The sequence below is a fragment of the Streptomyces sp. CC0208 genome (assembly GCF_003443735.1).
In the GTDB taxonomy this organism is placed as follows: domain Bacteria; phylum Actinomycetota; class Actinomycetes; order Streptomycetales; family Streptomycetaceae; genus Streptomyces; species Streptomyces sviceus.
In genome coordinates, this window is record NZ_CP031969.1 from 6479788 (window position 1) to 6504809 (window position 25022).

Below are 25022 nucleotides of genomic sequence, written 5' to 3' on the forward strand. Positions count from 1 at the left end.
GGCACCGGCACCGGCTCCCGCGCCGGAGGCCGGGGAGTCGTCCGTGTCGGCGTCGGTGACTCCCTCGGCGTGCCCGGCCGAGCCTTCCGCGGTACCGGCCGACTTCTCGGCGCCCTCGGCCCCACTCTCCTGATCGGCCCTGCTCTGACCTGCCCCGGCGTGGCCCGTCCCGACCTCGCCGGAGGCCTCGGCAGCGCTCGCTTCACCGACACCGTGCGCCTTCACAGCGCTCCCGTCCCCGCCGCCGGAGGTCTCGCCGGGGTCGTTGTTGTCGGGTCGCTCGGTGTTCACCGCATCGCTCCTTCTGCTGCGCAACTGTCCCTCGACCCTGACCCGACCCTGTCAAAAAGGTCGGCAAACGGGTCGTATCCCGCATCCCCTTTCCGGGGGACGGCGATGGGACGCAGCGGGGGAGCGCGCGGTTCCCTCGAACGCGCCGACGTACGCGCCGACGCACGCGCCGTGAGTCAGCCGCAGCGACTCAGTCGCCGTACTCCGACATCGACTCCAGCAGCCGGGCGGACCCCTCGGGCACCGTCACACCGTGGATCAGCGAGGGGGAGACCGGAAGCGCGGCGATCCGGTCGGGAACCGTCCAGTGCGGAGCCATCCGGGCACAGTCACCGCGCAGCGAGGCGAGGTCCCCGTCCAGGTCGGCCGGGGCTGAGGCGTACAGCTCAAGGTTCGTCATGACGGAACCGTAAGCACGCCGGAGCCCGCGAAGAAAGATCTACTATCGGGTAGTTTTTCCTGCTTCACCACACCGTCCGTCGCCTCGCAGTACTCCATACGGACCCGATAGCGTTAACCGTCAACACGCCCTCCCGTCTCCCACCACCACCCTTCCAACGAGCGCTATCGCGCCCCCCTTCATTTCCCTGGAGAGCCTCGCCGTGCGCATCGCAGTCACCGGCTCCATCGCCACCGACCACCTCATGACCTTCCCCGGCCGCTTCGCCGACCAGTTCGTCGCGGACCAACTGCACACGGTCTCGCTCTCCTTCCTGGTCGACAACCTCGACGTCCGCAGGGGAGGCGTCGGCGCGAACATCGCCTTCGGCATGGGACAGCTCGGCACGAACCCGATCCTCGTCGGCGCCGCGGGCTTCGACTTCGACGAGTACCGCGCCTGGCTGGACCGGCACGGCGTGGACACCGCCTCCGTCCGGATCTCCGAGACGCTGCACACCGCCCGCTTCGTGTGCACCACCGACGCCGACCACAACCAGATCGGCTCCTTCTACACGGGCGCGATGAGCGAGGCCCGCCAGATCGAGCTCAAGACGGTCGCCGACCGCGTGGACGGCCTCGACCTCGTCCTCATCGGCGCCGACGACCCCGAGGCGATGCTCCGCCACACCGAGGAGTGCCGGTCCCGCGGCATCCCGTTCGCCGCGGACTTCTCCCAGCAGATCGCCCGGATGAACGGCGACGAGATCCGGATCCTGCTGGACGGCGCCACGTACCTCTTCTCCAACGAGTACGAGAAGGGTCTCATCGAGTCCAAGACCGGCTGGTCCGACGCGGAGATCCTCGCGAAGGTGGGCCACCGGGTCACGACGCTCGGCGCCCAGGGCGTGCGGATCGACCAGGTCGGCGAGGAGCCGATCGTCGTCGGCTGCGCGGAGGAGGAGCGCAAGGCCGACCCCACGGGCGTCGGTGACGCGTTCCGCGCCGGCTTCCTGTCGGGGCTCGCCTGGGGTGTCTCCCTGGAGCGCGCGGCCCAGGTGGGCTGCATGCTGGCCACGCTCGTCATCGAGACCGTGGGGACCCAGGAGTACCGACTGCGGCGCGGCAACTTCATGGAGCGGTTCACCAAGGCGTACGGCGACGAGGCGGCCGACGAGGTGCGCACGCACCTCAAGTGACCCCCTAGGAGATCCGGCGGACCACGTAAGCGGAACCCTGGTCCGCCGGCTCCTCTCCCACGTACTCCTGCTCCCGCATCTCGCACCACGCGGGGATGTCCAGCCGGGCGGCCTCGTCGTCCGACAGGACCCGGACGGTCCCGCCCACCGGCACCTCGCCGATGACCTTCGCCAACTCGATGACCGGGATCGGGCACCGCTTGCCGAGAGCGTCCACGACCAGTGCGTCCTCGTGGGCGACGGCCGAAGGCGTCGGTGCCCCCAGCTTCTCCCGTACCGACGCCACAGCCGTCGGCAACACCTCCAGGAACCGGTCGACCTCCTCGGAGACCGCCCCGAACGGCAACGACACCCGCACATTCCCCTCACTCAGCACCCCCATCGCCTTGAGCACATGGCTCGGCGTCAGCGTGCTGCTCGTGCAGGACGATCCGGAGGAAACGGAGAAACCCGCCCGGTCCAGTTCGTGCAGCAGTGTCTCCCCGTCGACATAGAGACAGGAGAAGGTGACGATCCCCGGCAGCCGCCGCTCGGCATCGCCCACCACGTCCACGTCCGGCACCAACTGCGGCACACGCGAGCGGATCCGCGCCGTCAGCTCCCGCAGCCGTACGGCCTCCCGCTCCGCCTCGGCCCGCACCGCGCGCAGCGAGGCCGCCGCCGCGACGATCGCCGGCAGGTTCTCGAAGCCAGGCGCCCGCCCCGACTCCCGCTCGTCGGCCGGTCCCTGGGGGGAGAACCGGACACCTTTCCGTACGGCGAGGAGACCGACCCCCGACGGGCCACCCCACTTGTGCGCGCTGGCGGTCACCAGGGACCACTCACCCTCGACCGGCCCCCACCCCAGCGACTGCGCCGCGTCCACCAGCAGCGGCACTCCCGCTTCCCGGCACACGGCGGCCACCTCGGCCACCGGCTGAACGGTCCCCACCTCGTGGTTGGCCGACTGGAGGCACGCCAGCGCGGTGTCGGGGCGCAGGGCGTCGGCGTACGACCGCGGGTCCACCGCGCCCGTGCGGTCCACCGGAACCTCGCTCACGTCGAACAGCTCAGCCGAATGCAGTACTGAGGAGTGTTCGACCGCTGACACGATCAGGTGACGTCCGACCCGCCGACGTCCGCCCATCGCCCCGGCGATCCCGGTGTGCACGGCCCGGGTTCCGGATGAGGTGAATGTCAGCTCGTCCGGCCGGCACCCGAGCGCCTCGGCAGCGGCCTCCCGAGCGGCATCCAGCAACAACCGAGCCCGCCGCCCCTCCCGATACAACCGAGAGGGATCAGCCCACCCTTCATCCAGAGAGGCCAACAGCGCCTGACGGGCAACAGGATGAAGCGGAGCACTGGAAGCAGCGTCGAAATAAGACACACGGCAACGCTAACCCCTTAGGGGTGCGGGGCTGTGTCGATTTGCGGCTCCGCCGCGGGGCGCGACCAGCCACAACGCACCCGCAGCCGCCAATCCAGCGAACCCCCAACTCGGTAGGCCCCCCTCCTCGCGACCCCCGGATGGGCGTCGGCTAGGGTTTGGTCCGCATAAACATCCAAACCCCTGCCCGACGCAGGGCGGCGACCGACCACCGAGTAAGGCCAGGCCGCAGCCGATACGCGCGGGCGAGACTCTCGGGAAGGCGCTACGTGAGTCCCAACGGCTCCGACCGCTCGCCGCGGCGCCCGATGCGGCGGAAGCTGCTGCAGGCAATGACTGCGGGCCTGGTCCTGGCGACAGCCACCGGTTGCTCGTACAACTGGGAAGACTTCCCCCGCCTTGGTATGCCCACCCCGACCACGGAAGAGGCTCCGAGGATCCTCTCCCTGTGGCAGGGCTCCTGGGCCGCCGCGCTCGCTGTCGGCGTACTGGTGTGGGGTCTGATCATCTGGAGCGCCATCTTCCACCGGCGCAGCCGCACCAAGGTGGAGGTACCTCCGCAGACCCGGTACAACATGCCCATCGAGGCGCTGTACACCGTGGTTCCGCTCGTCATCGTCTCGGTCCTGTTCTACTTCACGGCCCGCGACGAGTCGAAGCTCCTCAGCCTCAAGAAGCAGCCCGACGTCACCATCAACGTCGTCGGCTACCAGTGGAGCTGGGCCTTCAACTACATCGAGCCCGTCGCTGGTTCCACGGGCGACGCGAAGACGGACAAGAACCTGGCCGCGATTCCGACCCGGTTCAAGAACGCCTTCCCGGCGAACGCCGGCGGTGTCTACGACTTCGGGACGCCCGCCACGCGGAACCCGCAGACCGGCAACCCCGGCCCGACCCTCTGGCTCCCCAAGGGCAAGACGGTCCGCTTCGTCCTGACCTCGCGTGACGTCATCCACTCCTTCTGGGTGGTGCCGTTCCTGATGAAGCAGGACGTCATCCCGGGTCACACCAACGCCTTCGAGGTGACTCCGAACAAGGAGGGCACCTTCATGGGCAAGTGCGCCGAGCTCTGCGGCGTCGACCACTCCCGGATGCTGTTCAACGTGAAGGTCGTCTCCCCCGAGCGCTACGAGCAGCACCTCAAGGACCTCGCGAAGAAGGGGCAGACCGGTTACGTTCCCGCGGGCATCGAGCAGACCGCCCACGAGAAGGACCGGGAGACGACGAACCTGTGAGCATCCTCAACGAACCCCAGGGTGCCGCGGCGGCAGGGTCCCACTACACGGACGAACTGCCGGTCCGGCGCCAGAACCGCGGCAGCGTGGTCATCAAGTGGCTCACCACCACTGACCACAAGACGATCGGGACCATGTACCTGGTCACGTCGTTCGCGTTCTTCCTGATCGGCGGCGTGATGGCGCTCCTCATGCGCGCCGAGCTGGCCCGGCCGGGCCTGCAGATCATGTCGAACGAACAGTTCAACCAGGCGTTCACGATGCACGGCACGATCATGCTGCTGATGTTCGCGACGCCGCTGTTCGCCGGCTTCACCAACTGGATCATGCCGCTGCAGATCGGCGCGCCCGACGTGGCGTTCCCGCGGCTGAACATGTTCGCCTACTGGCTCTACCTGTTCGGCTCGACGATCGCGGTGGGCGGCTTCCTGACCCCGCAGGGCGCGGCCGACTTCGGCTGGTTCGCCTACTCCCCGCTGTCGGACGCGGTCCGCTCGCCGGGCGTCGGCGCCGACCTGTGGATCATGGGTCTGGCCTTCTCCGGCTTCGGCACGATCCTCGGTGCGGTCAACTTCATCACCACGATCATCTGCATGCGCGCGCCGGGCATGACCATGTTCCGCATGCCGATCTTCGTGTGGAACGTGCTGCTGACCGCGGTGCTGGTCCTGCTCGCCTTCCCCGTCCTCGCCGCCGCGCTGTTCGCGCTGGAGGCGGATCGGAAATTCGGGGCACACGTCTTCGATGCCGCGAACGGCGGAGCGTTGCTCTGGCAGCACCTCTTCTGGTTCTTCGGCCATCCAGAGGTGTACATCATCGCCCTGCCGTTCTTCGGCATCATCTCCGAGGTCATCCCGGTCTTCTCCCGCAAGCCGATGTTCGGCTACATGGGTCTGATCGCGGCGACCATCGCGATCGCGGGTCTGTCCGTGACGGTGTGGGCCCACCACATGTACGTCACCGGCGGTGTGCTCCTGCCGTTCTTCTCCTTCATGACGTTCCTCATCGCCGTACCGACGGGCGTGAAGTTCTTCAACTGGATCGGAACGATGTGGAAGGGGTCCCTGAGTTTCGAGACCCCGATGCTCTGGGCCACCGGCTTCCTGATCACCTTCACCTTCGGTGGTCTGACCGGTGTCATCCTGGCCTCGCCCCCGATGGACTTCCACGTCTCGGACTCGTACTTCGTGGTGGCGCACTTCCACTACGTCGTCTTCGGAACCGTCGTCTTCGCGATGTTCTCCGGCTTCCACTTCTGGTGGCCGAAGTTCACCGGCAAGATGCTCGACGAGCGCCTCGGCAAGATCACGTTCTGGACGCTGTTCATCGGCTTCCACGGCACCTTCCTGGTCCAGCACTGGCTGGGCGCCGAGGGCATGCCGCGTCGGTACGCCGACTACCTGGCGGCCGACGGCTTCACCGCCCTGAACACGATCTCGACGATCAGCTCGTTCGTGCTCGGCCTGTCGATCCTGCCGTTCCTCTACAACGTGTGGAAGACGGCCAAGTACGGCAAGCCGGTCGGCGTCGACGACCCGTGGGGCTACGGCCGCTCGCTCGAGTGGGCGACCTCCTGCCCGCCGCCGCGCCACAACTTCCTCACCCTGCCGCGGATCCGCAGCGAATCCCCGGCGTTCGACCTGCACCACCCGGAGATCGCCGCGCTCGACCAGCTCGAGAACGCCGGTCACGGTGAGAAGGCTCTGGCCGGCAACGGCGGCAAGGAGGCCGGGAAGTGAAGATCCAGGGACGGATGTTCTTCTGGCTGAGCATCTTCATCCTCGCCATGGCGATCGTCTATGGCGTGTGGTCGAAGGAGCCGGCCGGTACCACCGCGCTCTTCCTGGCCTTCGGCCTGTCCATCATGATCGGCTTCTACCTGGGCTTCACGGCCAAGCGGGTGGACGCCGGCGCGCAGGACAACAAGGAGGCCGACGTCGCGGACGACGCCGGCGAGGTCGGGTTCTTCAGCCCGCACAGCTGGCAGCCGCTCGCCCTCGGCTTCGGCGGCGCCCTGGCCTTCCTGTCGGTCGCGATCGGCTGGTGGCTGCTGTACTTCTCGGTGCCGGTGATCATGATCGGCCTGTACGGCTGGGTCTTCGAGTACTACCGCGGTGAGAACCGCACCCAGTAGCACGAGCTGAGCTCATCAGGGGCCCGGACACTCCGTCAGGAGCGTCCGGGCTCCTGCGTTTGCCGCAAGAGTGCTCACTCGTACGAGTCACCCGGCGTGCCGCAGTTGACTTCGCTTCCTAGCGTGAAGTCATGAACCACGCACCGCGTACCCGCACCGTCGTGAGCTGCACGCTGCTGGTGATCGCCCTCGGCGCGAGCGCCAGCGCCTGCGGGTCCGACGGGAACCCGCTGGCGGCCACGCCGTACGACGCGGCCGACCAGATCGCCTTCAACGCGCCCTCGGACGACGGCAAGAAGGCCGACCCGGACAAGCCGCTCGAGGTCACCGCCGAGGACGACGACAGCCGCATCACCGACGTCACGGCCACGGACGCCACGGGCCGCCACCTGGCGGGCGAACTCTCCGCCGACGGCACCCGCTGGCACAGCACCTCCCCGCTGGCCGCAAACGCCCATTACACGGTCCGGGTGAGCACCGAGGACGACGACGGGGCACCCGGCCGCAAGGTCCTCGACTTCGACACCAGCAAGCCTCTCGGCAAGACCCGCCTGAACGTCACCTTCGGCCCCAAGGCGGGCACGTACGGCGTCGGCCAGCCCGTCACCGCCAAGCTGGACCGTCCCGTCAAGGACAAGGCCCAGCGGGCCGTCGTCGAGCGTGCCCTCAGGGTGGACTCCACGCCCGCCGTAGCGGGCGCCTGGCACTGGGTGGACGACAAGGAACTCCACTACCGGCCCAAGGAGTACTGGCCCGCCCACGCCACGATCCAGGTCCGCAGCGACCTGGAGGGCATCAAGATCGGCGACCGGCTCTGGGGCGGCAAGGCCAAGCCCCTGAAGCTGACGACCGGCGAGCGCATCATCGCCGTGACGGACGCCTCGTCACACTCGATGAAGGTCTACAAGAACGAGGAGGTCATCAAGGAGCTCCCGGTCACCACGGGCAAGCCCGGCTTCGAGACCCGCAACGGCGTCAAGGTCGTGCTGGGCAAGGAGTACTTCGTACGTATGCGCGGCACCAGCATCGGGATCGCCGAGGGTTCCTCGGAGTCGTACGACCTGCCGGTCTACTACGCGACCCGCCTCACCTGGAGCGGCGAGTACGTCCACGCCGCCCCCTGGTCGGTCGGCTCCCAGGGCTACGCCAACGTCAGCCACGGCTGCACCGGCATGAGCACGTCCAACGCCGAGTGGTTCTTCGACACGGTCCACGAGGGCGACGTGGTGCAGGTCGTCAACTCGGACGGCCACACCATGGAGCCCTTCGGCAACGGCTTCGGCGACTGGAACCTGGACTGGAAGAAGTGGCGCGAGGGCAGCGCCCTGGTGGCAGGCACCCCGGACGCCCCGAGCGCGGACCAGACGGCAAGGCTGAGGCCGGAGAGCGTCTAGAGGCGCCTCAGGGGCAGCGCCCCTTCAGGGGCGCGGGGCTGTATCGATATGCGGCTACGCCGCGTGGGCGCGACAAGCCACGACGAGCCCGCAGCCGCCATGGAACCCCGCACCCCGAGCTCTCAGGCGCTCAAAGCCTTCTTGTTCCGCAGCAAAGAAGCCAGCGCCGCCGCGAACTCCACCGGATCCACGGGATGCGTCACCGCACCCTCCGCCCGGCTCCACGTGGCCAGCCACGCGTCCTGCGGCCGCCCGATCAGCAGCAGCACCGGCGGGCAGTTGAACACCTCGTCCTTGATCTGCCGGCACAGGCCCATGCCCCCCATCGGCACGGCCTCCCCGTCCAGCACACAGACGTCGATCCCGCCCTTGTCCAGCTCTTTCAGCACCGCCGCGGGCGTGGCGCACTCCAGGAACTCGACCAACGGGACGTCCGGGGCCGGTCGCCGGCCGGAGGCGATCCGTACCTGCTCGCGGGTGTTGGAATCGTCGCTGTAGACCAGCACCGTTGCGGTCGGCTGCATTGTTCCTCCGTGACGTCAGCGTCGTAAGGACAGGCCCGTTGGGCCGGATGCTACTCCCTTGAACACCACGTCAACACCGGTATGGAGCAGGGAGACACTCCGAACGGCACCCCCCGGGGTGAGGGCGGGATAAGCGACCGACATAATGTCGGTCGTGGCGACAGCAACGACAGAGACAACCGGGCACGCGCACCCATCGGTCAACCGGCCGAACCTCACCAGCGTCGGAACCATCATCTGGCTGAGTTCCGAGCTGATGTTCTTCGCGGCCCTCTTCGCGATGTACTTCACCCTGCGATCGGTGACGGGTCCCGACCACTGGAAGGAAATGGCGTCCAGCCTGAACTTCCCGTTCTCGGCGACGAACACCACGATCCTGGTGCTTTCCTCCCTCACCTGCCAGCTCGGCGTCTTCGCCGCCGAGCGCGGTGACGTGAAGAAGCTCCGGGGCTGGTTCATCATCACCTTCATCATGGGCGCGATCTTCATCGGCGGTCAGATCTACGAGTACACGGAGCTGGTGAAGAAGGACGGGCTCTCGCTCTCCTCCGATCCGTACGGCTCGGTGTTCTACCTGACCACCGGCTTCCACGGCATGCACGTGACGGGCGGCCTCATCGCGTTCCTGTTCGTTCTCGGGCGTACCTACGCGGCCAAGAGGTTCACCCACGAACAGGCGACCGCGGCCATCGTCGTGTCCTACTACTGGCACTTCGTCGACGTCGTCTGGATCGGCCTCTTCGCCACGATCTACATGATCAAGTAGCCGGGCCCGCTCCCGACATCGCAAGCATCGACGCAGAAGATCCTGACACCGGGGTAATCCGTGAAAAAGCTCTCCGCACGACGACGCCACCCGCTGGCGGCGCTCGTCGTCCTACTCCTCGCGCTGGCATGCACCGGGGGGCTGTACGCCGTGTTCGCCCCCGCGGACAAGGCGAAGGCAGATGAAACCGCCCAGTCCCTGGCCATCGACGAGGGCAAGAAGCTCTTCGCCGTAGGCTGCGCCAGCTGCCACGGCACCGGCGGTCAGGGATCCTCCGACGGTCCGAGCCTCGTCGGCGTGGGCGCCGCAGCCGTCGACTTCCAGGTCGGCACCGGCCGTATGCCGGCCCAGCAGCCGGGCGCGCAGGTTCCGCGCAAGAAGGTCATCTACACGCAGGCCGAGATCGACCAGCTGGCCGCGTACATCTCGTCGCTGGGTGCCGGTCCGTCCGTCCCGACCGAGGCGCAGTACGGCCCCGACGGCGCCGACATCGCCAAGGGCGGCGAGCTGTTCCGTGACAACTGCACCCAGTGCCACAACTTCACCGGCAAGGGTGGCGCGCTGACGCACGGCAAGTTCGCGCCGAGCCTGGAGGGTGTCGCCCCGAAGCACATCTACGAGGCCATGCAGACCGGCCCGCAGAACATGCCGTCGTTCCCCGACACCACGCTGTCGGAGCAGAACAAGAAGGACATCATCGCGTACCTGAACGCGGTCAACGGCGACGACACCGTGAGCCCCGGCGGCCTTGAGCTGGGCGGTCTCGGCCCGGTCTCCGAGGGCCTGTTCGCCTGGATCTTCGGCCTCGGCGCGCTGATCGCGGTCGCCGTCTGGGTCGCCGCTCGGACCGCAAAGGCCAAGAAGTCATGAGTAGCCAAGACATTCCAGAAGAGAACCTGCCCGCAGAGCAGGACGCGCACGGCGCGGTAAGCGTCGCGGACGAGAAGAACCCGTTCGCGGACCCCGGCCTCCCGCCGCATGAGCACCGGGTGCAGGACATCGACGAGCGGGCCGCCAGGCGGTCCGAGCGCACGGTGGCCATGCTGTTCACGGTGTCGATGCTGGCCACGGTCGGGTTCATCGCCTCGTACGTGGGCATCCCCCACGACAAGTCGATCTTCGTCTTCCCGATCGGGCACATCAACGCGCTCAACTTCGCGCTGGGCCTGACCCTCGGTCTCGCCCTCTTCTCGATCGGCGCGGGCGCGGTCCACTGGGCCCGCACCCTGATGTCCGACGAGGAGATCGCCGACGAGCGTCACCCGATCGAGGCGTCCCCCGAGGTCCGCGCGAAGGTGCACGCGGACTTCAAGCAGGGTGCCAAGGAGTCGGCGCTCGGCCGTCGCAAGCTGATCCGCAACACGATGTTCGGCGCGCTGGCCCTGTTCCCGCTCTCCGGCGTCATGCTGCTGCGCGACCTCGGTCCGCTGCCCGGCACCAAGCTCCGCCACACCATGTGGCGCAAGGGCCTCCAGCTCGTCAACATGAACACCAACGAGCCGCTGCGCCCTGAAGACGTCGCGGTCGGCTCGCTGACCTTCGCCAAGCCCGAGGGCCTGGAGGAGCACGACGAGGAGTTCCAGACCGAGATCGCCAAGGCCGCCCTGATGATCGTCCGCATCCAGCCGGACAACATCAAGGACAAGCGCGAGCTCGAGTGGTCGTACGAGGGAATCGTCGCGTACTCGAAGATCTGCACCCACGTGGGCTGCCCGATCTCCCTGTACGAGCAGCAGACGCACCACGTGCTCTGCCCCTGCCACCAGTCCACCTTCGACCTCTCCGACGGTGCCCGGGTGATCTTCGGCCCCGCCGGTCACGCCCTGCCGCAGCTGCGGATCGGCGTGAACGACCAGGGTTACCTCGAAGCGCTCGGCGACTTCGAGGAGCCCGTCGGTCCTGCATTCTGGGAGCGCGGATGAGTACTACAGAGTCCTCCGAGTCCCGCGCACGCGGGAAGGCGCCGGCCGGCGAGCGCGTCGCCGACTGGGCCGACGGACGGCTGGGGATCTACTCCCTGGCCAAGTCCAACATGCGCAAGATCTTCCCCGACCACTGGTCGTTCATGTTGGGTGAGGTCTGCCTCTACAGCTTCATCATCATCATCCTCACGGGTGTGTACCTGACGCTGTTCTTCCACCCGTCGATGAACGAGGTGGAGTACCACGGCAGCTACGTCCCGCTGCAGGGACAGCTGATGTCCGAGGCGTTCAACTCGACCATGCACATCTCCTTCGATGTGCGCGGTGGTCTGCTGATCCGGCAGATCCACCACTGGGCGGCGCTGATCTTCCTCGCCGGCATGTTCGTGCACATGATGCGTGTGTTCTTCACGGGCGCGTTCCGCAAGCCGCGTGAGGTCAACTGGCTGTTCGGCTTCCTGCTGTTCGTCCTCGGCATGTTCACCGGCTTCACCGGTTACTCGCTGCCGGACGACCTGCTCTCCGGCACCGGTGTCCGCTTCATGGAGGGCGCGATCCTGTCCGTGCCGATCGTCGGCACGTACCTGTCGTTCTTCCTGTTCGGCGGGGAGTTCCCGGGCGGCGACTTCGTGGCCCGCTTCTACTCGATCCACGTCCTGCTGCTGCCGGGCATCATGCTCGGCCTGGTCGTCGGCCACCTGATCCTGGTCTTCTACCACAAGCACACGCAGTTCGCGGGCCCCGGCAAGACCAACAACAACGTGGTCGGCATGCCGCTGCTGCCGGTCTACATGGCCAAGGCCGGAGGCTTCTTCTTCCTGGTCTTCGGCGTCATCGCGGCCATCGCGGCGATCGCCTCGATCAACCCGATCTGGTCGATGGGCCCCTACCGTCCCGACCAGGTGTCCACGGGCGCCCAGCCGGACTGGTACATGGGCTTCTCCGAGGGCCTGATCCGTGTCATGCCGGGCTGGGAGATCAACTTCTGGGGTCACACGCTCGTCCTGGGCGTGTTCATCCCGCTGGTGATCTTCCCGCTGGTCCTGGTCGCGATCGCGGTGTACCCGTTCATCGAGTCCTGGGTCACCGGCGACAAGCGCGAGCACCACATCCTGGACCGGCCGCGCAACGCTCCGACGCGTACGGCCTTCGGTGTCGCGTGGATCACCTGGTACATGGTGCTGCTGATCGGTGGTGGAAACGACCTCTGGGCCACCCACTTCCACCTGTCGATCAACGCCATCACCTGGTTCGTGCGGGTCGCGTTCTTCGTCGCCCCGGTCCTGGCGTTCGTCGCCACCAAGCGGATCTGCCTCGGCCTCCAGCGCCGCGACAAGGACAAGGTGCTGCACGGTCGCGAGTCCGGCATCATCAAGCGCCTGCCGCACGGTGAGTTCATCGAGGTGCACGAGCCGCTCAGCCAGGAGCAGCTGCACACGCTCACGGCGCACGAGCAGTACGCACCGGCGCAGATCGGCCCCGCGGTCGACGAGAACGGCGTCGAGCGCAAGATCAAGGGCTCCGAGAAGCTGCGCGCCAAGCTGAGCGAGGCGTACTACGGCGAGGAGTCCCAGATCCCCAAGCCGACCGTCGAGGAGTACAAGGAGATCACGAGCGGCCACGGCCACCACTGATCGCTGCTTGTCGCTGCGCTCGCCACGCGCGGTAGTAAGGGCCCGTCCGACACAGCGGACGGGCCCTTTGCCGTCCGGGGTCCCGTCCGAACGCCGGACGGGACCCTGCGTCGTGCGCTGGGCTGGATAGGGTGTGGGCACACTTTTCTACGACATCTGGAGCGGCCCCATGAGCGCTGTGACCCCCGCTGGAGGCAACACCGCGGCGGGCCGTTCCTGGCCCGAGGTACTGAACGCCCTGCTGTACGGCCGTGACCAGAGCGCCGACGCCACGGCGTGGGCCATGGACCGGATCATGCAGGGCGAGGCGACCGACGCGCAGATCGCCGGCTTCGTGGTCGCCCTCAGGGCCAAGGGCGAGACGGTCGAGGAGATCAACGGGCTCGTCCGGGCGATGTACGAGCACGCCAACGTGATCGAGGTCCCCGGGCGCACGGTCGACGTCGTCGGCACCGGAGGCGACGGCGCCAAGACCGTCAACATCTCCACGATGTCGGCGATCGTCGTGGCCGGCTCCGGCGCCACGGTCGTCAAGCACGGCAACCGGGCCGCCTCCTCCGCGTCCGGTGCCTCGGACGTCCTGGAGAAGCTCGGCGTCAACCTGGAGCTCACCCCGGGGCGGGTGGCCGAGGTGGCCGAGGAGGCCGGGATCACGTTCTGCTTCGCGGTCAAGTTCCACCCGGCGCTGCGTCACGCGGGCGCCGCCCGCGGGCAGTTGGGTATCCGCACGGTGTTCAACATCCTCGGCCCGCTGACCAACCCCGCCCGGGTGCGGTCCCAGGCGGTCGGGGTCGCCGATCCGCGCATGGCGCCGGTCGTCGCCGGCGTCTTCGCCGAACGTGGCAACTCCGCCCTCGTCTTCCGCGGTGACGACGGCCTCGACGAGCTGACGACCACATCGACCTCCCGCGTCTGGATCGTCCGCGAGGGCAAGGTCACCGAGGAGAGCTTCGACCCCCGGGACGTCGGCATCGACCTGGTGCCCGTGGAGGCCCTGCGGGGCGGTGACCCGGCATACAACGCGGAGGTCGCCAGGAAGCTCCTGGACGGCGAGACGGGCCCGGTCCGGGACGCCGTACTCCTGAACTCGGCGGCCGCGCTGGTGGCCCTGGACCCGGGGACCGGGACCCTGGCCGAGCAACTGCGGGCCGGGATGGACAAGGCCGCCGCGTCGATCGACTCGGGGGCGGCGAAGCGGACGCTGGAGCGATGGGTGGCCGCGAGCAACGCGTAACGGCCACCCCAGGGTGTCGTCCCGCGATCCGGACACGGGTTGCGGGACGGCGATCACCTCACGTACGTTCTTTGACCAGGTCATGAGTGACAGTCATGAGGCCCCGGCCGACTGTCCGGCAACCCTCCGTCCGTGGCGGGGTGCCCCGGGTGAAGACCAGGCCGTAGGCAGCGAGGTCTGCGGCAAGCGCGGATCCCTCACGAACCCAGGGATCCTGGTCATTCGAGGGAGTCTCCCGTGAGCAAGCGAATGCGATAGGGCCGCCGAGCCCCGCCTCCGCGCACCCGTCTCACCTTTCTTTCCACGACTTTTCACGGGAGTCCCCCATGTCTGTCTCCACCGCTGCCGCCGCCCAGACCATTTGTGCCCAGCTGCCCGTTCTGGGCCGGGATGTCACCGTCCCGCTCGTCACCGGCGGCGAAGTCACCTACGCGGCGCTCGACTACGCGGCCAGCGCACCGGCCCTCCAGCGGGTCTGGGACGACGTGGCGGCGTACGCTCCCTACTACGGCAGCGTGCACCGCGGGGCCGGCTACCTCTCCCAGCTGTCGACCGACCTGTTCGAGAACGCCCGCAGGACCGTCACCGAGTTCCTCGACTGCCGCGACGACGACCAGCTGATCTTCACCCGGTCGACCACCGACTCGCTCAACCTCCTTGCCGCCGCGCTCCCCGCCGACTGCCAGGTCTTCGTCTTCGAGACCGAGCACCACGCGAGCCTGCTGCCCTGGCAGGACGCCCGGGTCAGCTACCTCGACGCCCCGCGCACCCCGCGGCAGGCCGTCGAGACCCTGGAGAAGGCCCTCGCCGACCGGGACCCCCACGGCCCGGCCCTGGCGTGCGTCACCGGCGCCTCCAACGTCACCGGTGAGCTGTGGCCGGTACGGGAGCTCGCGGCGGCCGCTCACGCCCACGGTGCCCGCATCGTGCTCGACGCGGCCCAGCTCGCCCCGCACCACCCGGTGAGCGTCCGCGACCTCGACGTCGACTGGGTCGCCTTCTCCGGCCACAAGCTCTACGCCCCCTTCGGCTCCGGCGTCCTGGCCGGCCGCGCCGACTGGCTGCGGGCCGCCGACCCCTACCTCGCGGGCGGCGGCGCCAGCCGCAAGGTCACCCGGCGCGAGGACGGGGGAGTGGACGTGGAGTGGCACGAGAGCGCCGCCCGCCACGAGGCCGGCTCTCCGAACGTCATCGGTGCCTACTCCATCGCCTCCGCCTGCAAGGCGCTGACCGAGGCCGGCTTCGACAGCCTGGTCGCGCGCGAGCAGCACCTGATCGAGAAGGTCCGCGAAGGGCTGGCCGAGGTCCCCGAGGTCCGCGTCCTGTCCCTGTTCGGCGACGACGCCCCCCGCGTCGGCGTGATCTCCTTCGTCGTCGACGGCTGGAACAGCTCCCACTTCGCCGCCGCCCTCTCCGCCGAGTACGGCATCGGCGTCCGCGACGGCCTCTTCTGCGCCCACCCCCTCGTCCGCACCCTCCTGGGCAGCGACCCGCAGTCCCAGGGCGAGTGCGGTGCCCCCGAGGCCGCGCCGGGCGAGAAGTCCCTCAACGCGATCCGGGTGAGCTTCGGCGCGGGCACGCCGGACGAGCACGTGGAGCGGTTTGTGAAGGCCGTGAAGGAACTGGTCGCGGACGGTGCGAAGTGGACGTACCGCACCGAGGACGGCCGCTGCGTCCCGGCCGTCTGACGTACTGACGTCCGGCGCGCGTATACGCTCCCCCTCAGCAGCCGTACGGAATGCAGGGGGAGCACGGGGTGCAGGAGCTGCGCGAGACGGACCCGCGGACCATCGGGCCCTACCAGGTCCTGGGCAGACTCGGGTCCGGCGGCATGGGCGAGGTGTATCTCGCCGAGGCGCGCGGCGGACTGCGGCTGGCGGTGAAGGTCGTACGGGCCGAGCACGCCGAGGACCGCACCTTCCGCGCCCGGTTCCGGCACGAGGTGCGGGCCGCGCAGACCGTCGGCGGGGCGGGCACGTACACCGCGCGGGTCGTGGACGCGGACACCGAGGCCGCGCGGCCGTGGATGGCGACCGAGTTCGTGCAGGGCCCCAACCTGAGGGACGCGGTGCTCGACCGGGGACCGCTGCCCGCGGACACGGTACGGCTGCTGGCGGCCGCGCTCGCCGAGGCGCTCGCCGCGATCCACGCCAAGGGGCTGGTGCACCGGGACCTCAAGCCCTCCAACATCCTGCTCGCGCCGGACGGCCCCCGGGTCATCGACTTCGGGATCGTCCGGGCCCTGGAGGGCACCGCCCTGACCCGGACCGGCGTGGTCGTCGGGTCGGTCGGCTATCTCTCGCCCGAGCAGATCCGCAACGGCGCCCAGGTGGTGCCGGCCAGTGACGTCTTCTCCCTGGGCGCGGTCCTCGCCTACGCCTCCGGTGGCAGGGAACCCTTCGGCGAGGGCCAGGACTCGGTCGTCCTGCTGCGGATCCTGACCGGCGACGTCGACCTGTCCGCCGTACCCAAGGAACAGCTGCCGCTGGTGGAGGCCTGTCTGCGGGACGACCCCGCCGCGCGGCCGACGCCCGCCGAGCTGGTCGCGGCCGCGGGGCACAGCGAGGCGTCGCTGCGTGAGGGCCTGCGGCCGGGGTGGTACTCCTCCGGTGCCGAGAAGGAGCCCGAGACCGTTCACAGCGGCGCTCGTTGGGTTCCCGGGCACGACTCGGGGGAGCGCGGGAGCCGGGTCGAGTACGTGGCGCCCATGACCGTCACGGACGTCCCCGCGGCCACCCTGGTGCCACCCGCCACCGCACCGCCGTCCCGGCGCCGACTGCTGCGGGCCGTGGCGGGGGGCGCGGGGGTTGTGGCGGCCGGAGGCGTGGGCGGCTGGCTGTGGCTGCGCGACGCGCCGGACGGATCAGTGAAGACGGGGGCCGGGTCCCCGGCGGGCACACCCGCGACGGGCTGGCAGTACAAGGTCCAAGGGCTCGGCGGGCGGCGCGGTCCCTGCGCGGCCGTCTCGCCCGACGGCACCCGGGTGTACGTCGGCGGCGCGGACGGCGCGCTGCACGGGCTGGACCTGGACGGCCGGACCGTGTGGCGGACCCGGCTCGGTGCCGAGGCCATGTCCCCCCTCACCACCGCCGACGGCGTGTACTGCCTGCTGGAGGACGGCCAGGAGGGCGCCTCCAAGCTGTGCGCGCTCGGCCGGGGCGGCAAGATCCGCTGGACCAGGTCGTTCGCCGCGAACAGCCAGTTCCTGGTCGCCGCGGGCCGGCTGGTCCTGGTGTCCTACGGCGACGGATCGGACGCGGGCGGGGTGCGGGCCTACGCCCCCGACGGCAGCGTGCGCTGGTCCACGTCGACCGGCCCGGCGCCCACCGGCGAACCCGTGGTGGCGGACGGAGTGGTGTACGTCGGCACCTTCGGGGACCGGGTCCACGCCCTGGACGCGAAGACCGGCAAGCGGCTCTGGACGACCCCGGCCGGTGCCGACCCCGGGCGGCCCGTGCCGGTCGGCGACGTTCTGCTGGTCGGATCGGGCGGCGAACAGTCGCTGCACGGCATCTCCCGCACCGGCAAGCGGCTGTGGGACGCGAGCAACGACAAGGTGTACGGCGGGCGCTACCTCACCTGCGTGCCCTTCGCCGGCCTGGCCGTCACCGCGTCCGACTACGAACTGGTCGCCCTGGACCCCGCCGACGGATCGACGGCGTGGTCCTTCCAGTTCACCGACGACGGAAACCAGTACAGCGACCCCACGGTCGCCGGGAACACCGTCTACGTACGGCACGGCTCGACGCTCTACGGCCTCGACCGCAGGGGGAAGCAGACCTGGCACCGGCGCGTCGAGGGCGGCGCGTCCGTCGGAACCCAGTCCCCGGTGGTCAGGGGCGGCCGTGTCTATGTCGCGACCGCCGACGGCATCACCGTGCTCGCGCTGTCCTCCTAGCTGTCGAGGCCGATCGCGAACGCGGCCTCCAGGTCGTGCTGCGAGTAGGTGCGGAAGGCCACGTGGGTGTCCGTCGCCTCGACGCCCGGGATCTTGCTGATGCTGCCGGGGATGACCTCGGCGAGGTCCTCGTGCCGCTTGACCCGGACCATGGCGATCAGGTCGTACGTGCCCGTCACGGAGAAGACCTCGCTCACGGACTCCAGCGCGGCGATCCGCTCCGCGATCTCGGGGATCCGGTCCACGCTGGTCTTGATGAGGACGATCGCGGTGATCACGGCTGGTTCTCTCCCTCGGGGGCCGGAGCTGGGGCGGCCCTCACTCTAGTCGTACGGCCGAAACGCACCCAGGCGAAGACCAGGCCCAGGCCGAAGCCCACCAGGTGGGCCAGATAGGCCACCCCGGGGCCGTCGGAGGCCCGGCCCGCCGCGAGCCATTGCAGCGCCGCCCAGAACGGGAGGACCACCCAGGCGGGAAAGCGCAGCGGCAGGAAGAAGAGGAACGGCAGGAGACTGGTCACCCGGGCCCCGGGGAACAGGAACAGAAACGCGCCGAGGACCGCCGAGATCGCCCCGGAGGCACCTACCAGGGACTGCTCGGAGCCGGCGTTGGCGGCCGCGTAGCCCAGCAGGGCGAGGTAGCCGCAGCCGACGTAGAACAGGAGGAACTGCACCCGGCCCATCCGTTCCTCGGTCATCACCCCGAACACGTAGAGGAAGAGCATGTTGCCCAGCAGATGCACCCAGCTGCCGTGCACGAACAGCGCGGTGGCCGGGGTGAGGGCGGCACCCGGCGAGCCCTCGAAGAGCTCGGCGGGGACCACCCCCCAGCGGTGGAAGTAGGCCCGCTGGGCGGCCAGGGCCGCGTCCCCGGAGCCGTAGGCCGGGTCGAGACCCGAGGCGGGGCCGATCACGAAGACCAGAGAGCACAGGGCGATCAGACCGTAGGTGACCGGAGCCGGCCCCCACAGCGCCCTGCCTGCTCCACCGACTGTCACCCTCCAGTTGCTGATCATGGACACAGAGCATGACGTAACGGGACGCAACCGAACAGAGCGCCTCGCCGCCGGAGAGGTCCTGTGGACGTCCGAGCGGCGAGTACCCGCCAGGCCGTAGGGTTGCGAGCCACATGCACCGGGACGCCGGTGCGTCACCGACAATGGCTAGTAGGAAAGAGCACAGGCACGATGACGGTTCCCCTCCCGACCGCCTCGACGCGGTGGCGCTGCACCCTCTGCGGCAACCTCACGCGCTTCGACGTGACCCGCTCGTCGAAGGTCGTCGAGTACGTCCACCTCGACCTGGCGGGAGACCCGAAGGTCGAGGAGCGCGAGGTGGTCAGTGAGACCATCGAGTCGGTGCGGTGCCGCTGGTGCAACGCCGTGGACCAGGTGGAACTCGTCGACAGGCCGGGCGCCGGCTCCTGACCGGGCCGGCCCCGCACAGTGATGGGGTGTGAGGGATGGTGGAGACACAAGGCGGGGAGCCGGGCGACGGCACCGCCGAGGTGCTCGACCGTCCGCTGCCCGACGGTGTGCGGCGCAGGGTCGTGCACATCGTCTCCGAGGGTTTCGGCGGGCTGACCGTCGGTGAACTGCCCGTACAGCTGAGGCAGTACGCGCGCTTCGCGCCGAACCGGCGGGCCAAGTTCGCGGGCAACGCGATGGCGGCCGCGCTGGAGACCGATCCGCTGTTCCGCCAGCGCATCGGGGAGAAGTTCAGAGAGGTCCAGCCGGAGCTGTCCGGCGCCCTCGACTCCGGTGCCCCGCCCCCGGCCGCGGACCCGCTCGATGTGGCGGCCGCGGCCTATGTTCTGCGGCCCACCGGCTGGGTCAAGCTGGTCACCGCGGCCGGCGAGGAGGCCCAGCGCGCCGACGCCGAGCGGGCCGACGAGGAGAACCGCGCCGAGCTGGAGCGGCTGCGCGAGGAACTCGCGGCCGCCCGCGACCAGACGCGCGCCGAGACCGAGCGGCTGCGTACCGAGCTGGAGTCCGCCAAGAAGGAAGCCGAATCGCTTCACCGGAAGCTGCGCGCGGCACTCAGTGACGTCAAGCGCGGCGAGGCGGCCCTGCGCAAGCTGCAGGCCGAGACGGACACCGTACGCGCCGAGGAGCACGCCCGGGTGTCCGCCGCCGAGAGCGAGTCCCGGCGTCTGAAGGCACGCCTCGGGGAGGCGGAGGCGGCTCTGGAGGCCACGCGCAGAGCGGCACGGGAGGGGCGCAGTGTCGAGGACATGCGCGTGCGTCTGCTTCTGGACACCGTTCTGGACGCGGCCCAGGGGCTGCGCCGGGAACTGGCTCTGCCGCCGGTCTCCGTACGGCCCGCCGAGACCGTGGACGCGGTCGAACCGGGCCGTATGACCCCGAAGGACATCGCCGCCCGGGCCCTGTCGGAGAACGACCCCGCCATCCTGGACCAGCTTCTCGCCCTGCCCCAGGCGCACTTGGTGGTCGACGGCTACAACGTCACCAAGACCGGCTATCCCCAGATGCCGCTGGAGAAGCAGCGCCTGAGGCTCCTCGGGCAGCTCTCCCAGCTCGCCGCGCAGACCGGGGCGGAAGTGACCTGCGTCTTCGACGGGGCCGAGCTCGCCGCGCCGGTGCTGCTCGCGCCGCCGCGCGGGGTGCGGGTGCTGTTCTCCAAGGCGGGCGTCACCGCCGACGAGTTGATCCGTCAGCTGGTGCGCGCCGAGCCGCCCGGGCGGCCGGTGATCGTCGCCTCGACGGACCGGGAGGTCGCCGACGGCATCGCCAAGGCGGGGGCGCGGCCGGTCGCTTCCGCGGTGCTTCTCAAGCGGCTGTCCTAAACATCAAGGTCCAGGTTTAATGCCCGAATTAGACCTATCGTCACGCAACGTAGGGTCAAGCCTGCCTCACTGCAGGTGAGTTATGTGTAAAGAATGCATGGCGTGACGAGATTTTGCTCCTGAGGATTTGAACTGATCACGGGAAGGTCACTAGGGTCTGGGCTCGAACCTCCGAGCGGGTGATCACTCAAAAGAAGGAGTTCACCTCCGTGGCGTCCCACCGTCGACCCAAGCAGCCGAGCCGTACGCGCGTGACCGTGCTCACGACCGCAGCCGCTGCCGCCGTGGCCCTCAGTGCCAATGCCGCCAATGCCGCGCCGAGCGAGAAGCCGAGCAAGGACGAGGTCAAGGCGAAGGTCGACGCCCTGTACGAGCAGGCCGAGCAGGCCACCGAGAAGCTCAACGGCGCCAAGGAGAAGCAGGAGAAGCTCCAGAAGGAGATCTCCACCATCCAGGACAACGTGGCCCGCGGCCAGGACGACCTGAACGAACTCCGTGACTCCATAGGCATGGCGGCCGCCGCGCAGTACCGCACCGGCTCCATCGACTCCTCGCTCCAGCTCTTCCTGTCGTCGAACCCGGACGACTACCTGGACAAGGCGTCCACCGCGGACCAGCTCAGCTCCCAGCAGGTCGAGGCGCTGAAGAAGATCCAGGAGAAGCAGCGCGAGCTGGCCCAGGACCGCGCCGAGGCCTCCGAGAAGCTCAAGGACCTCGCGAGCACCCGCACCGAACTGGCCAAGCAGAAGAAGTCCGTTCAGGGCAAGCTCGCCGAGGCGCAGAAGCTCCTCAACTCGCTGACGGCCGCCGAGAAGGCCGCCCTCGCCGCCGCCGACGCCCGCGCCAGCCGCTCCGCCAGCGAGCGCGTGGACCTCGGTGACGCCCCCGCGTCCTCCGCCCGGGCCCAGGCGGCCTTCAACGCCGCCCAGACCCAGCTCGGCAAGCCGTACGTCTACGGTGCCACCGGCACCGCCTCCTACGACTGCTCGGGCCTCACCTCCTGGGCCTACGCGCAGGCCGGCATCACCATCCCGCGCACCTCCCAGGCCCAGGCCAACGCGGGCACGCGCATCTACAGCATGAGCGACCTCAAGGTCGGCGACCTGGTCATCTTCTACGGCGACCTGCATCACGTGGGCCTGTACGCGGGCAACGGCCAGGTCATCCACGCCCCGCGCACCGGCACGGTCGTGCGCTACGAGTCGATCAACAACATGCCGTTCCAGTTCGGCGTGCGGATCTGAGGCCCGCAGCCGCTCAAGATCGCGACGACTCGCCCCCCGTTCGGGCGAATCGCGACAACCTCATCTGACTCCACGCCCCGCCCATGACCTGCGTCTGAGGCGGGGCGTCACTTTGTGTACCCATTGAGGTCTTTGGCCGGGTCCCCTTCCCGGGGCTACTGTCTGCCGCGTTCTCGTCCGCCAGTGGAAGGAGCGCGGCCTCCGTGGGGTCCCATCGCCGCCTTGTCCAGACGTCCGGGTTCAACCGGGGCGCCGGTGCCGCACTGTGCGTGCTGTCCGCGGCGGCCGCCGCGCTCGGCGCCGTACCGGCCGTCGCCGCCCCGTCCGCCGACACCAAGGCCGAGGTGGACCGCCTCTACGAGCAGGCCGAGCAGGCCACCGAGGCCTACAACAAGGCCGACGAGCGCGCCGCCTCGTTGCGCGGGGAGGTCAGCACCGCGCAGGACACCATCGCCCGGCAGCAGGAGCGCATCAACTCCATGCGGGAGAGGCTCGGTTCGCTGGCCGGTGCCCAGTACCGCTCCGGCGGCCTCGACCCGTCCCTCGCGCTGCTGTTCTCCGACGACCCGGACGACTACCTCGACAAGGCCGCCGTCCTGGACCGCATCAACGCCCGTCAGGTGAGCGAGCTCAAGGACCTCCAGGAGGCCATGCGCGAACTCGCCCAGGAGCGCAGCGAGGCAGCCCGGAAACTCAGCGAACTGGAGAAGAGCCGCAAGGCCGTCGCCTCCCACAAGCGGACCGTCGAGAGGAAGCTCGCCCGAGCGCGCCGGCTGCTCAACTCCCTGCCGTCCGACGAGCGCGCCGCCTACGACCGGGCCTCCCGCTCCGGACGCTCCGACATGCCCGACCTCTCGGGTGCCGCGGCGCCCTCGGGCCGGGCGGCCGCCGCCGTGGCCGCCGCGCAGTCCGCGATCGGCAAGCCGTACGTGTGGGGCGCCAACGGGCCGGGCGCCTTCGACTGTTCGGGCCTGATGCAGTGGTCGTACGCCCAGGCCGGGGTCTCCCTCCCGCGCACCTCACAGGCCCAGCGCTACGCCGGCCGCCAGGTACCCCTCTCCCAGGCGCGGCCCGGCGACCTGGTCACCTACCGGGGCGACGCCAGCCATGTCGGCATGTACGTCGGCAACGGCCAGGTCGTGCACGCCCCGTACCCCGGGGCCCCGGTGCGCTACGACCCGGTGGGCATGATGCCGGGGGCGACGGTCACGCGCCCCTGACCCAGGGCCGCGCTACCCGTACGATCGGGAAACATGGCTGGTCGAAGGCGGGTGCCGAAACACGGTGTCGTGGTGCTGTGCCTGCTGCTCGCCTCGCTGGTGGCCTGCGGCGGGAGGCCGACGTCCACCGACTCCGTCAGGGCCGATGTGCAGCACCTGCTCGACCGGCGGGCCGCGGCCGTCCTCGACCGCGACAAGGCGGCGGTGGCCGGGACGGGCGCCGCGGGCTGGTACGAGGACGTCAGCGCGGTGCCGCTCGCCTCCTGGGCCTACAAGGTCACCGGCGTCCACCGCACCGGCGCCACGGCCACCGCGGACGCCGAACTCCGCTACCAGGTCCAGGGATACGACCAGGCCCCCGTCACGGCCGCCCGTGTCCTGGACCTGTCCCGGGACGCGTCCGGCCGGTGGTACGTCGTCAGGGAGAAGCCCGCCCGGAAGGCCTCGCAGCAACTGTGGGACCAGGGCGAGGTGACCGTCGTCCGCGGAAAGCACAGCATCGTCCTCGGCGTCGGTCAGTCCGGCGAGAGGCTGCACTTTTTCGCGGACCTGGCCGACCGTGCCGTGCCCGCCGTGTCGGACGCCTGGGGCACCGAGTGGTCCCGGCACGTCGTCGTGCTCGTACCCAGGTCCCTGGAGGGGATGGCGGAACTGCTCGGCTCGCCGGCCTCCTCGTACCGCGGGATCGCGGCCGTCACCACCGGTGAGACGGGTGCCCCGGCGCGGGCGCCCGCGGACCGGATCATCGTCAACCCCGACGCGTACGGCCTGCTCGGCACCCTGGGCAGGCAGGTCGTCCTCACCCACGAGACCACCCATGTCGCCACCCGCGCCGACACCACCGCCGCGACACCGCTGTGGCTGTCGGAGGGGTATGCCGACTGGGTCGGGTACCGGGGCACCGGGCGCACCCCGGCCGAGGTCGCGCCGGAGCTGAGGGAGGCCGTCTCCGCGGGCCGGGTGCCGACGGCCCTGCCGTCCGACGCGGACTTCGGCTTCGACGGCACCGCGTCCGGGCTCGCGGTGTCCTACGAGAGCGGCTGGATGGCCTGCCGGATGATCGCGGACCGGTGGGGCGAGGCCAGGCTCGGCGCGTTCTACCGGGCCGTGGGCACGCACACCAAGCGGCCGGGGGCGGTGGAGGAGGCCATGGCGAAGGTGCTCGACACCGACCTGAAGGCGTTCACCGCCGCATGGCAGGAGTACCTGCGCGATCAGCTCGGCTGATCCAACTGCTCGACGGCTTCCGCCAGCCACGCCCGCTCGGCCCGGCCCGTCGCCCGCGCCACCCGCAGCATGCCCTGCCGGAACAGGTCGTCCGCGTCCTCCGCACTCACCGGTTCGCCGCCGTCGTAGAAGAAGCTCGTCGGTGTCTCCAGGAACTCCAGCCGCCGCCGCAGCACGGCCGCCTGCTCGTGCCGGTCCGGCAGGTGCCGCAGGAACGCGAGGACGGTGTTGAAGCGGACCTGGTCGCTGATCTCGGCCTGCTTCGGGTGCCGCAGCCGCTCCAGGAGGTCCTCGCGGCCCTTTTCGGTGAGCGACAGGGTCCGGCGTGGCGCGGCGCTCGTCCCCGGCTCCGCGCGCTCGTCGAGCAGACCCGCCCTGACGAGCCGGGTGATCGCCGGGTAGAGCGCCCCGTCGCTGACCGGGCGGACATGGCCGGTCAGCGCCTTGATGCGCTCCTTGAGCTCGTAGCCGTGCAGCGGCTCCTCGGCGAGGAAGCCGAGGATCGACAGCTCCAGCACTGCATTCCTCCTTGCGGGGGTTCTGACGTCATG

The 25022-nt window shown here is 69.7% G+C and carries 23 protein-coding genes and 1 riboswitch; of the genes, 17 read left to right on the forward strand and 6 right to left on the reverse strand.

Features of this window, described 5'->3' with window-relative positions:
- Nucleotides 1-481: 481 nt before the first annotated feature.
- Nucleotides 482-691 (reverse strand): hypothetical protein, encoded by a 210-nt coding sequence (locus D1369_RS29775; protein ID WP_007381491.1) that lies wholly within the window; start codon nt 689-691, stop codon nt 482-484.
- A gap of 202 nt (nt 692-893) precedes the next feature.
- Here D1369_RS29775 and D1369_RS29780 point away from each other — a divergent pair, with 202 nt between their 5' ends.
- The gene (locus D1369_RS29780) at nt 894-1868 is read left to right on the forward strand and encodes a carbohydrate kinase family protein (RefSeq protein WP_037899700.1); all 975 of its coding nucleotides are present in this window, start codon (nt 894-896) and stop codon (nt 1866-1868) included.
- A gap of 4 nt (nt 1869-1872) precedes the next feature.
- Here the strand turns inward: D1369_RS29780 and D1369_RS29785 are convergent, their stop codons facing one another.
- Nucleotides 1873-3234, reverse strand: coding sequence for a cysteine desulfurase/sulfurtransferase TusA family protein (locus tag D1369_RS29785; protein ID WP_007381489.1), 1362 nt, complete (start codon nt 3232-3234; stop codon nt 1873-1875).
- Nucleotides 3235-3503: 269 nt separating this feature from the next.
- Here D1369_RS29785 and coxB point away from each other — a divergent pair, with 269 nt between their 5' ends.
- The 4 genes from coxB to D1369_RS29810 all read left to right on the forward strand — a co-directional run bounded on the left by coxB (nt 3504) and on the right by D1369_RS29810 (nt 7997).
- Entirely contained in the window at nt 3504-4469 is a 966-nt protein-coding gene (gene coxB, locus D1369_RS29795) for a cytochrome c oxidase subunit II (protein ID WP_007381488.1), read from the forward strand.
- Nucleotides 4466-6208, forward strand: a complete 1743-nt coding sequence (gene ctaD / locus D1369_RS29800; RefSeq protein ID WP_007381487.1) for a cytochrome c oxidase subunit I — start codon at nt 4466-4468, stop codon at nt 6206-6208. Before coxB ends, ctaD begins: the two co-directional genes overlap by 4 nt.
- Nucleotides 6205-6603 carry a cytochrome c oxidase subunit 4 gene (locus D1369_RS29805; protein ID WP_007381486.1) on the forward strand — a complete coding sequence of 133 codons (399 nt, stop codon included), beginning with the start codon at nt 6205-6207 and terminating at the stop codon, nt 6601-6603. Before ctaD ends, D1369_RS29805 begins: the two co-directional genes overlap by 4 nt.
- 131 nt (nt 6604-6734) lie before the next feature.
- Nucleotides 6735-7997, forward strand: coding sequence for an Ig-like domain-containing protein (locus D1369_RS29810; RefSeq protein ID WP_007381485.1), 1263 nt, complete (start codon nt 6735-6737; stop codon nt 7995-7997).
- A 122-nt stretch (nt 7998-8119) separates the two neighbouring features.
- On the opposite strand, the gene D1369_RS29815 is transcribed toward D1369_RS29810, so the two are convergent.
- A complete protein-coding gene (locus D1369_RS29815; protein ID WP_007381484.1) occupies nt 8120-8521 on the reverse strand; it encodes a response regulator transcription factor in 402 nt (133 codons plus the stop codon).
- A 145-nt stretch (nt 8522-8666) separates the two neighbouring features.
- Here D1369_RS29815 and D1369_RS29820 point away from each other — a divergent pair, with 145 nt between their 5' ends.
- The 7 genes from D1369_RS29820 to D1369_RS44600 all read left to right on the forward strand — a co-directional run bounded on the left by D1369_RS29820 (nt 8667) and on the right by D1369_RS44600 (nt 17975).
- On the forward strand, nt 8667-9287 hold the full coding sequence (locus tag D1369_RS29820) for a heme-copper oxidase subunit III (RefSeq protein WP_007381483.1): 621 nt from the start codon (nt 8667-8669) through the stop codon (nt 9285-9287).
- 60 nt (nt 9288-9347) lie between these two features.
- Nucleotides 9348-10157 carry a c-type cytochrome gene (locus D1369_RS29825; RefSeq protein WP_007381482.1) on the forward strand — a complete coding sequence of 270 codons (810 nt, stop codon included), beginning with the start codon at nt 9348-9350 and terminating at the stop codon, nt 10155-10157.
- On the forward strand, nt 10154-11209 hold the full coding sequence (locus tag D1369_RS29830; protein WP_007381481.1) for a Rieske 2Fe-2S domain-containing protein: 1056 nt from the start codon (nt 10154-10156) through the stop codon (nt 11207-11209). Before D1369_RS29825 ends, D1369_RS29830 begins: the two co-directional genes overlap by 4 nt.
- Nucleotides 11206-12843, forward strand: coding sequence for a cytochrome bc complex cytochrome b subunit (locus tag D1369_RS29835; RefSeq protein ID WP_007381480.1), 1638 nt, complete (start codon nt 11206-11208; stop codon nt 12841-12843). Before D1369_RS29830 ends, D1369_RS29835 begins: the two co-directional genes overlap by 4 nt.
- Nucleotides 12844-13012: 169 nt before the next feature.
- Nucleotides 13013-14077, forward strand: a complete 1065-nt coding sequence (trpD, locus tag D1369_RS29840; protein WP_007381479.1) for an anthranilate phosphoribosyltransferase — start codon at nt 13013-13015, stop codon at nt 14075-14077.
- Nucleotides 14078-14155: 78 nt separating this feature from the next.
- Nucleotides 14156-14272, forward strand: a riboswitch (SAM riboswitch).
- 131 nt (nt 14273-14403) lie between these two features.
- Nucleotides 14404-15765 (forward strand): aminotransferase class V-fold PLP-dependent enzyme, encoded by a 1362-nt coding sequence (locus D1369_RS29845; RefSeq protein ID WP_007381478.1) that lies wholly within the window; start codon nt 14404-14406, stop codon nt 15763-15765.
- Between the two features lie 68 nt (nt 15766-15833).
- Nucleotides 15834-17975 carry a serine/threonine-protein kinase gene (locus D1369_RS44600; RefSeq protein WP_118082704.1) on the forward strand — a complete coding sequence of 714 codons (2142 nt, stop codon included), beginning with the start codon at nt 15834-15836 and terminating at the stop codon, nt 17973-17975.
- On the opposite strand, the gene D1369_RS29855 is transcribed toward D1369_RS44600, so the two are convergent.
- Together D1369_RS29855 and D1369_RS29860 are read right to left on the reverse strand one after the other, a co-directional pair.
- Nucleotides 17972-18253 carry an Lrp/AsnC ligand binding domain-containing protein gene (locus D1369_RS29855; protein ID WP_007381475.1) on the reverse strand — a complete coding sequence of 94 codons (282 nt, stop codon included), beginning with the start codon at nt 18251-18253 and terminating at the stop codon, nt 17972-17974. The genes D1369_RS44600 and D1369_RS29855 overlap by 4 nt on opposite strands.
- Nucleotides 18250-18990 (reverse strand): rhomboid family intramembrane serine protease, encoded by a 741-nt coding sequence (locus tag D1369_RS29860; protein WP_063649677.1) that lies wholly within the window; start codon nt 18988-18990, stop codon nt 18250-18252. Before D1369_RS29860 ends, D1369_RS29855 begins: the two co-directional genes overlap by 4 nt.
- Before the next feature lie 171 nt (nt 18991-19161).
- On the opposite strand from D1369_RS29860, the gene D1369_RS29865 reads away from it, so the two are divergent.
- The 5 genes from D1369_RS29865 (at nt 19162) to D1369_RS29885 (ending at nt 24471) form a co-directional block, all read left to right on the forward strand.
- On the forward strand, nt 19162-19401 hold the full coding sequence (locus D1369_RS29865; RefSeq protein ID WP_007381473.1) for a hypothetical protein: 240 nt from the start codon (nt 19162-19164) through the stop codon (nt 19399-19401).
- A gap of 35 nt (nt 19402-19436) precedes the next feature.
- Nucleotides 19437-20780 (forward strand): NYN domain-containing protein, encoded by a 1344-nt coding sequence (locus D1369_RS29870; protein ID WP_007381472.1) that lies wholly within the window; start codon nt 19437-19439, stop codon nt 20778-20780.
- Nucleotides 20781-20989: 209 nt separating this feature from the next.
- Nucleotides 20990-22024 carry a C40 family peptidase gene (locus tag D1369_RS29875; RefSeq protein ID WP_007381471.1) on the forward strand — a complete coding sequence of 345 codons (1035 nt, stop codon included), beginning with the start codon at nt 20990-20992 and terminating at the stop codon, nt 22022-22024.
- A 203-nt stretch (nt 22025-22227) separates the two neighbouring features.
- The gene (locus tag D1369_RS29880) at nt 22228-23244 is read left to right on the forward strand and encodes a C40 family peptidase (protein ID WP_007381470.1); all 1017 of its coding nucleotides are present in this window, start codon (nt 22228-22230) and stop codon (nt 23242-23244) included.
- Nucleotides 23245-23277: 33 nt separating this feature from the next.
- On the forward strand, nt 23278-24471 hold the full coding sequence (locus D1369_RS29885) for a hypothetical protein (protein WP_007381469.1): 1194 nt from the start codon (nt 23278-23280) through the stop codon (nt 24469-24471).
- On the opposite strand, the gene D1369_RS29890 is transcribed toward D1369_RS29885, so the two are convergent.
- On the reverse strand, nt 24459-24989 hold the full coding sequence (locus D1369_RS29890; RefSeq protein ID WP_007381468.1) for a PadR family transcriptional regulator: 531 nt from the start codon (nt 24987-24989) through the stop codon (nt 24459-24461). The genes D1369_RS29885 and D1369_RS29890 overlap by 13 nt on opposite strands.
- Between the last annotated feature and the right edge of the window lie 33 nt (nt 24990-25022).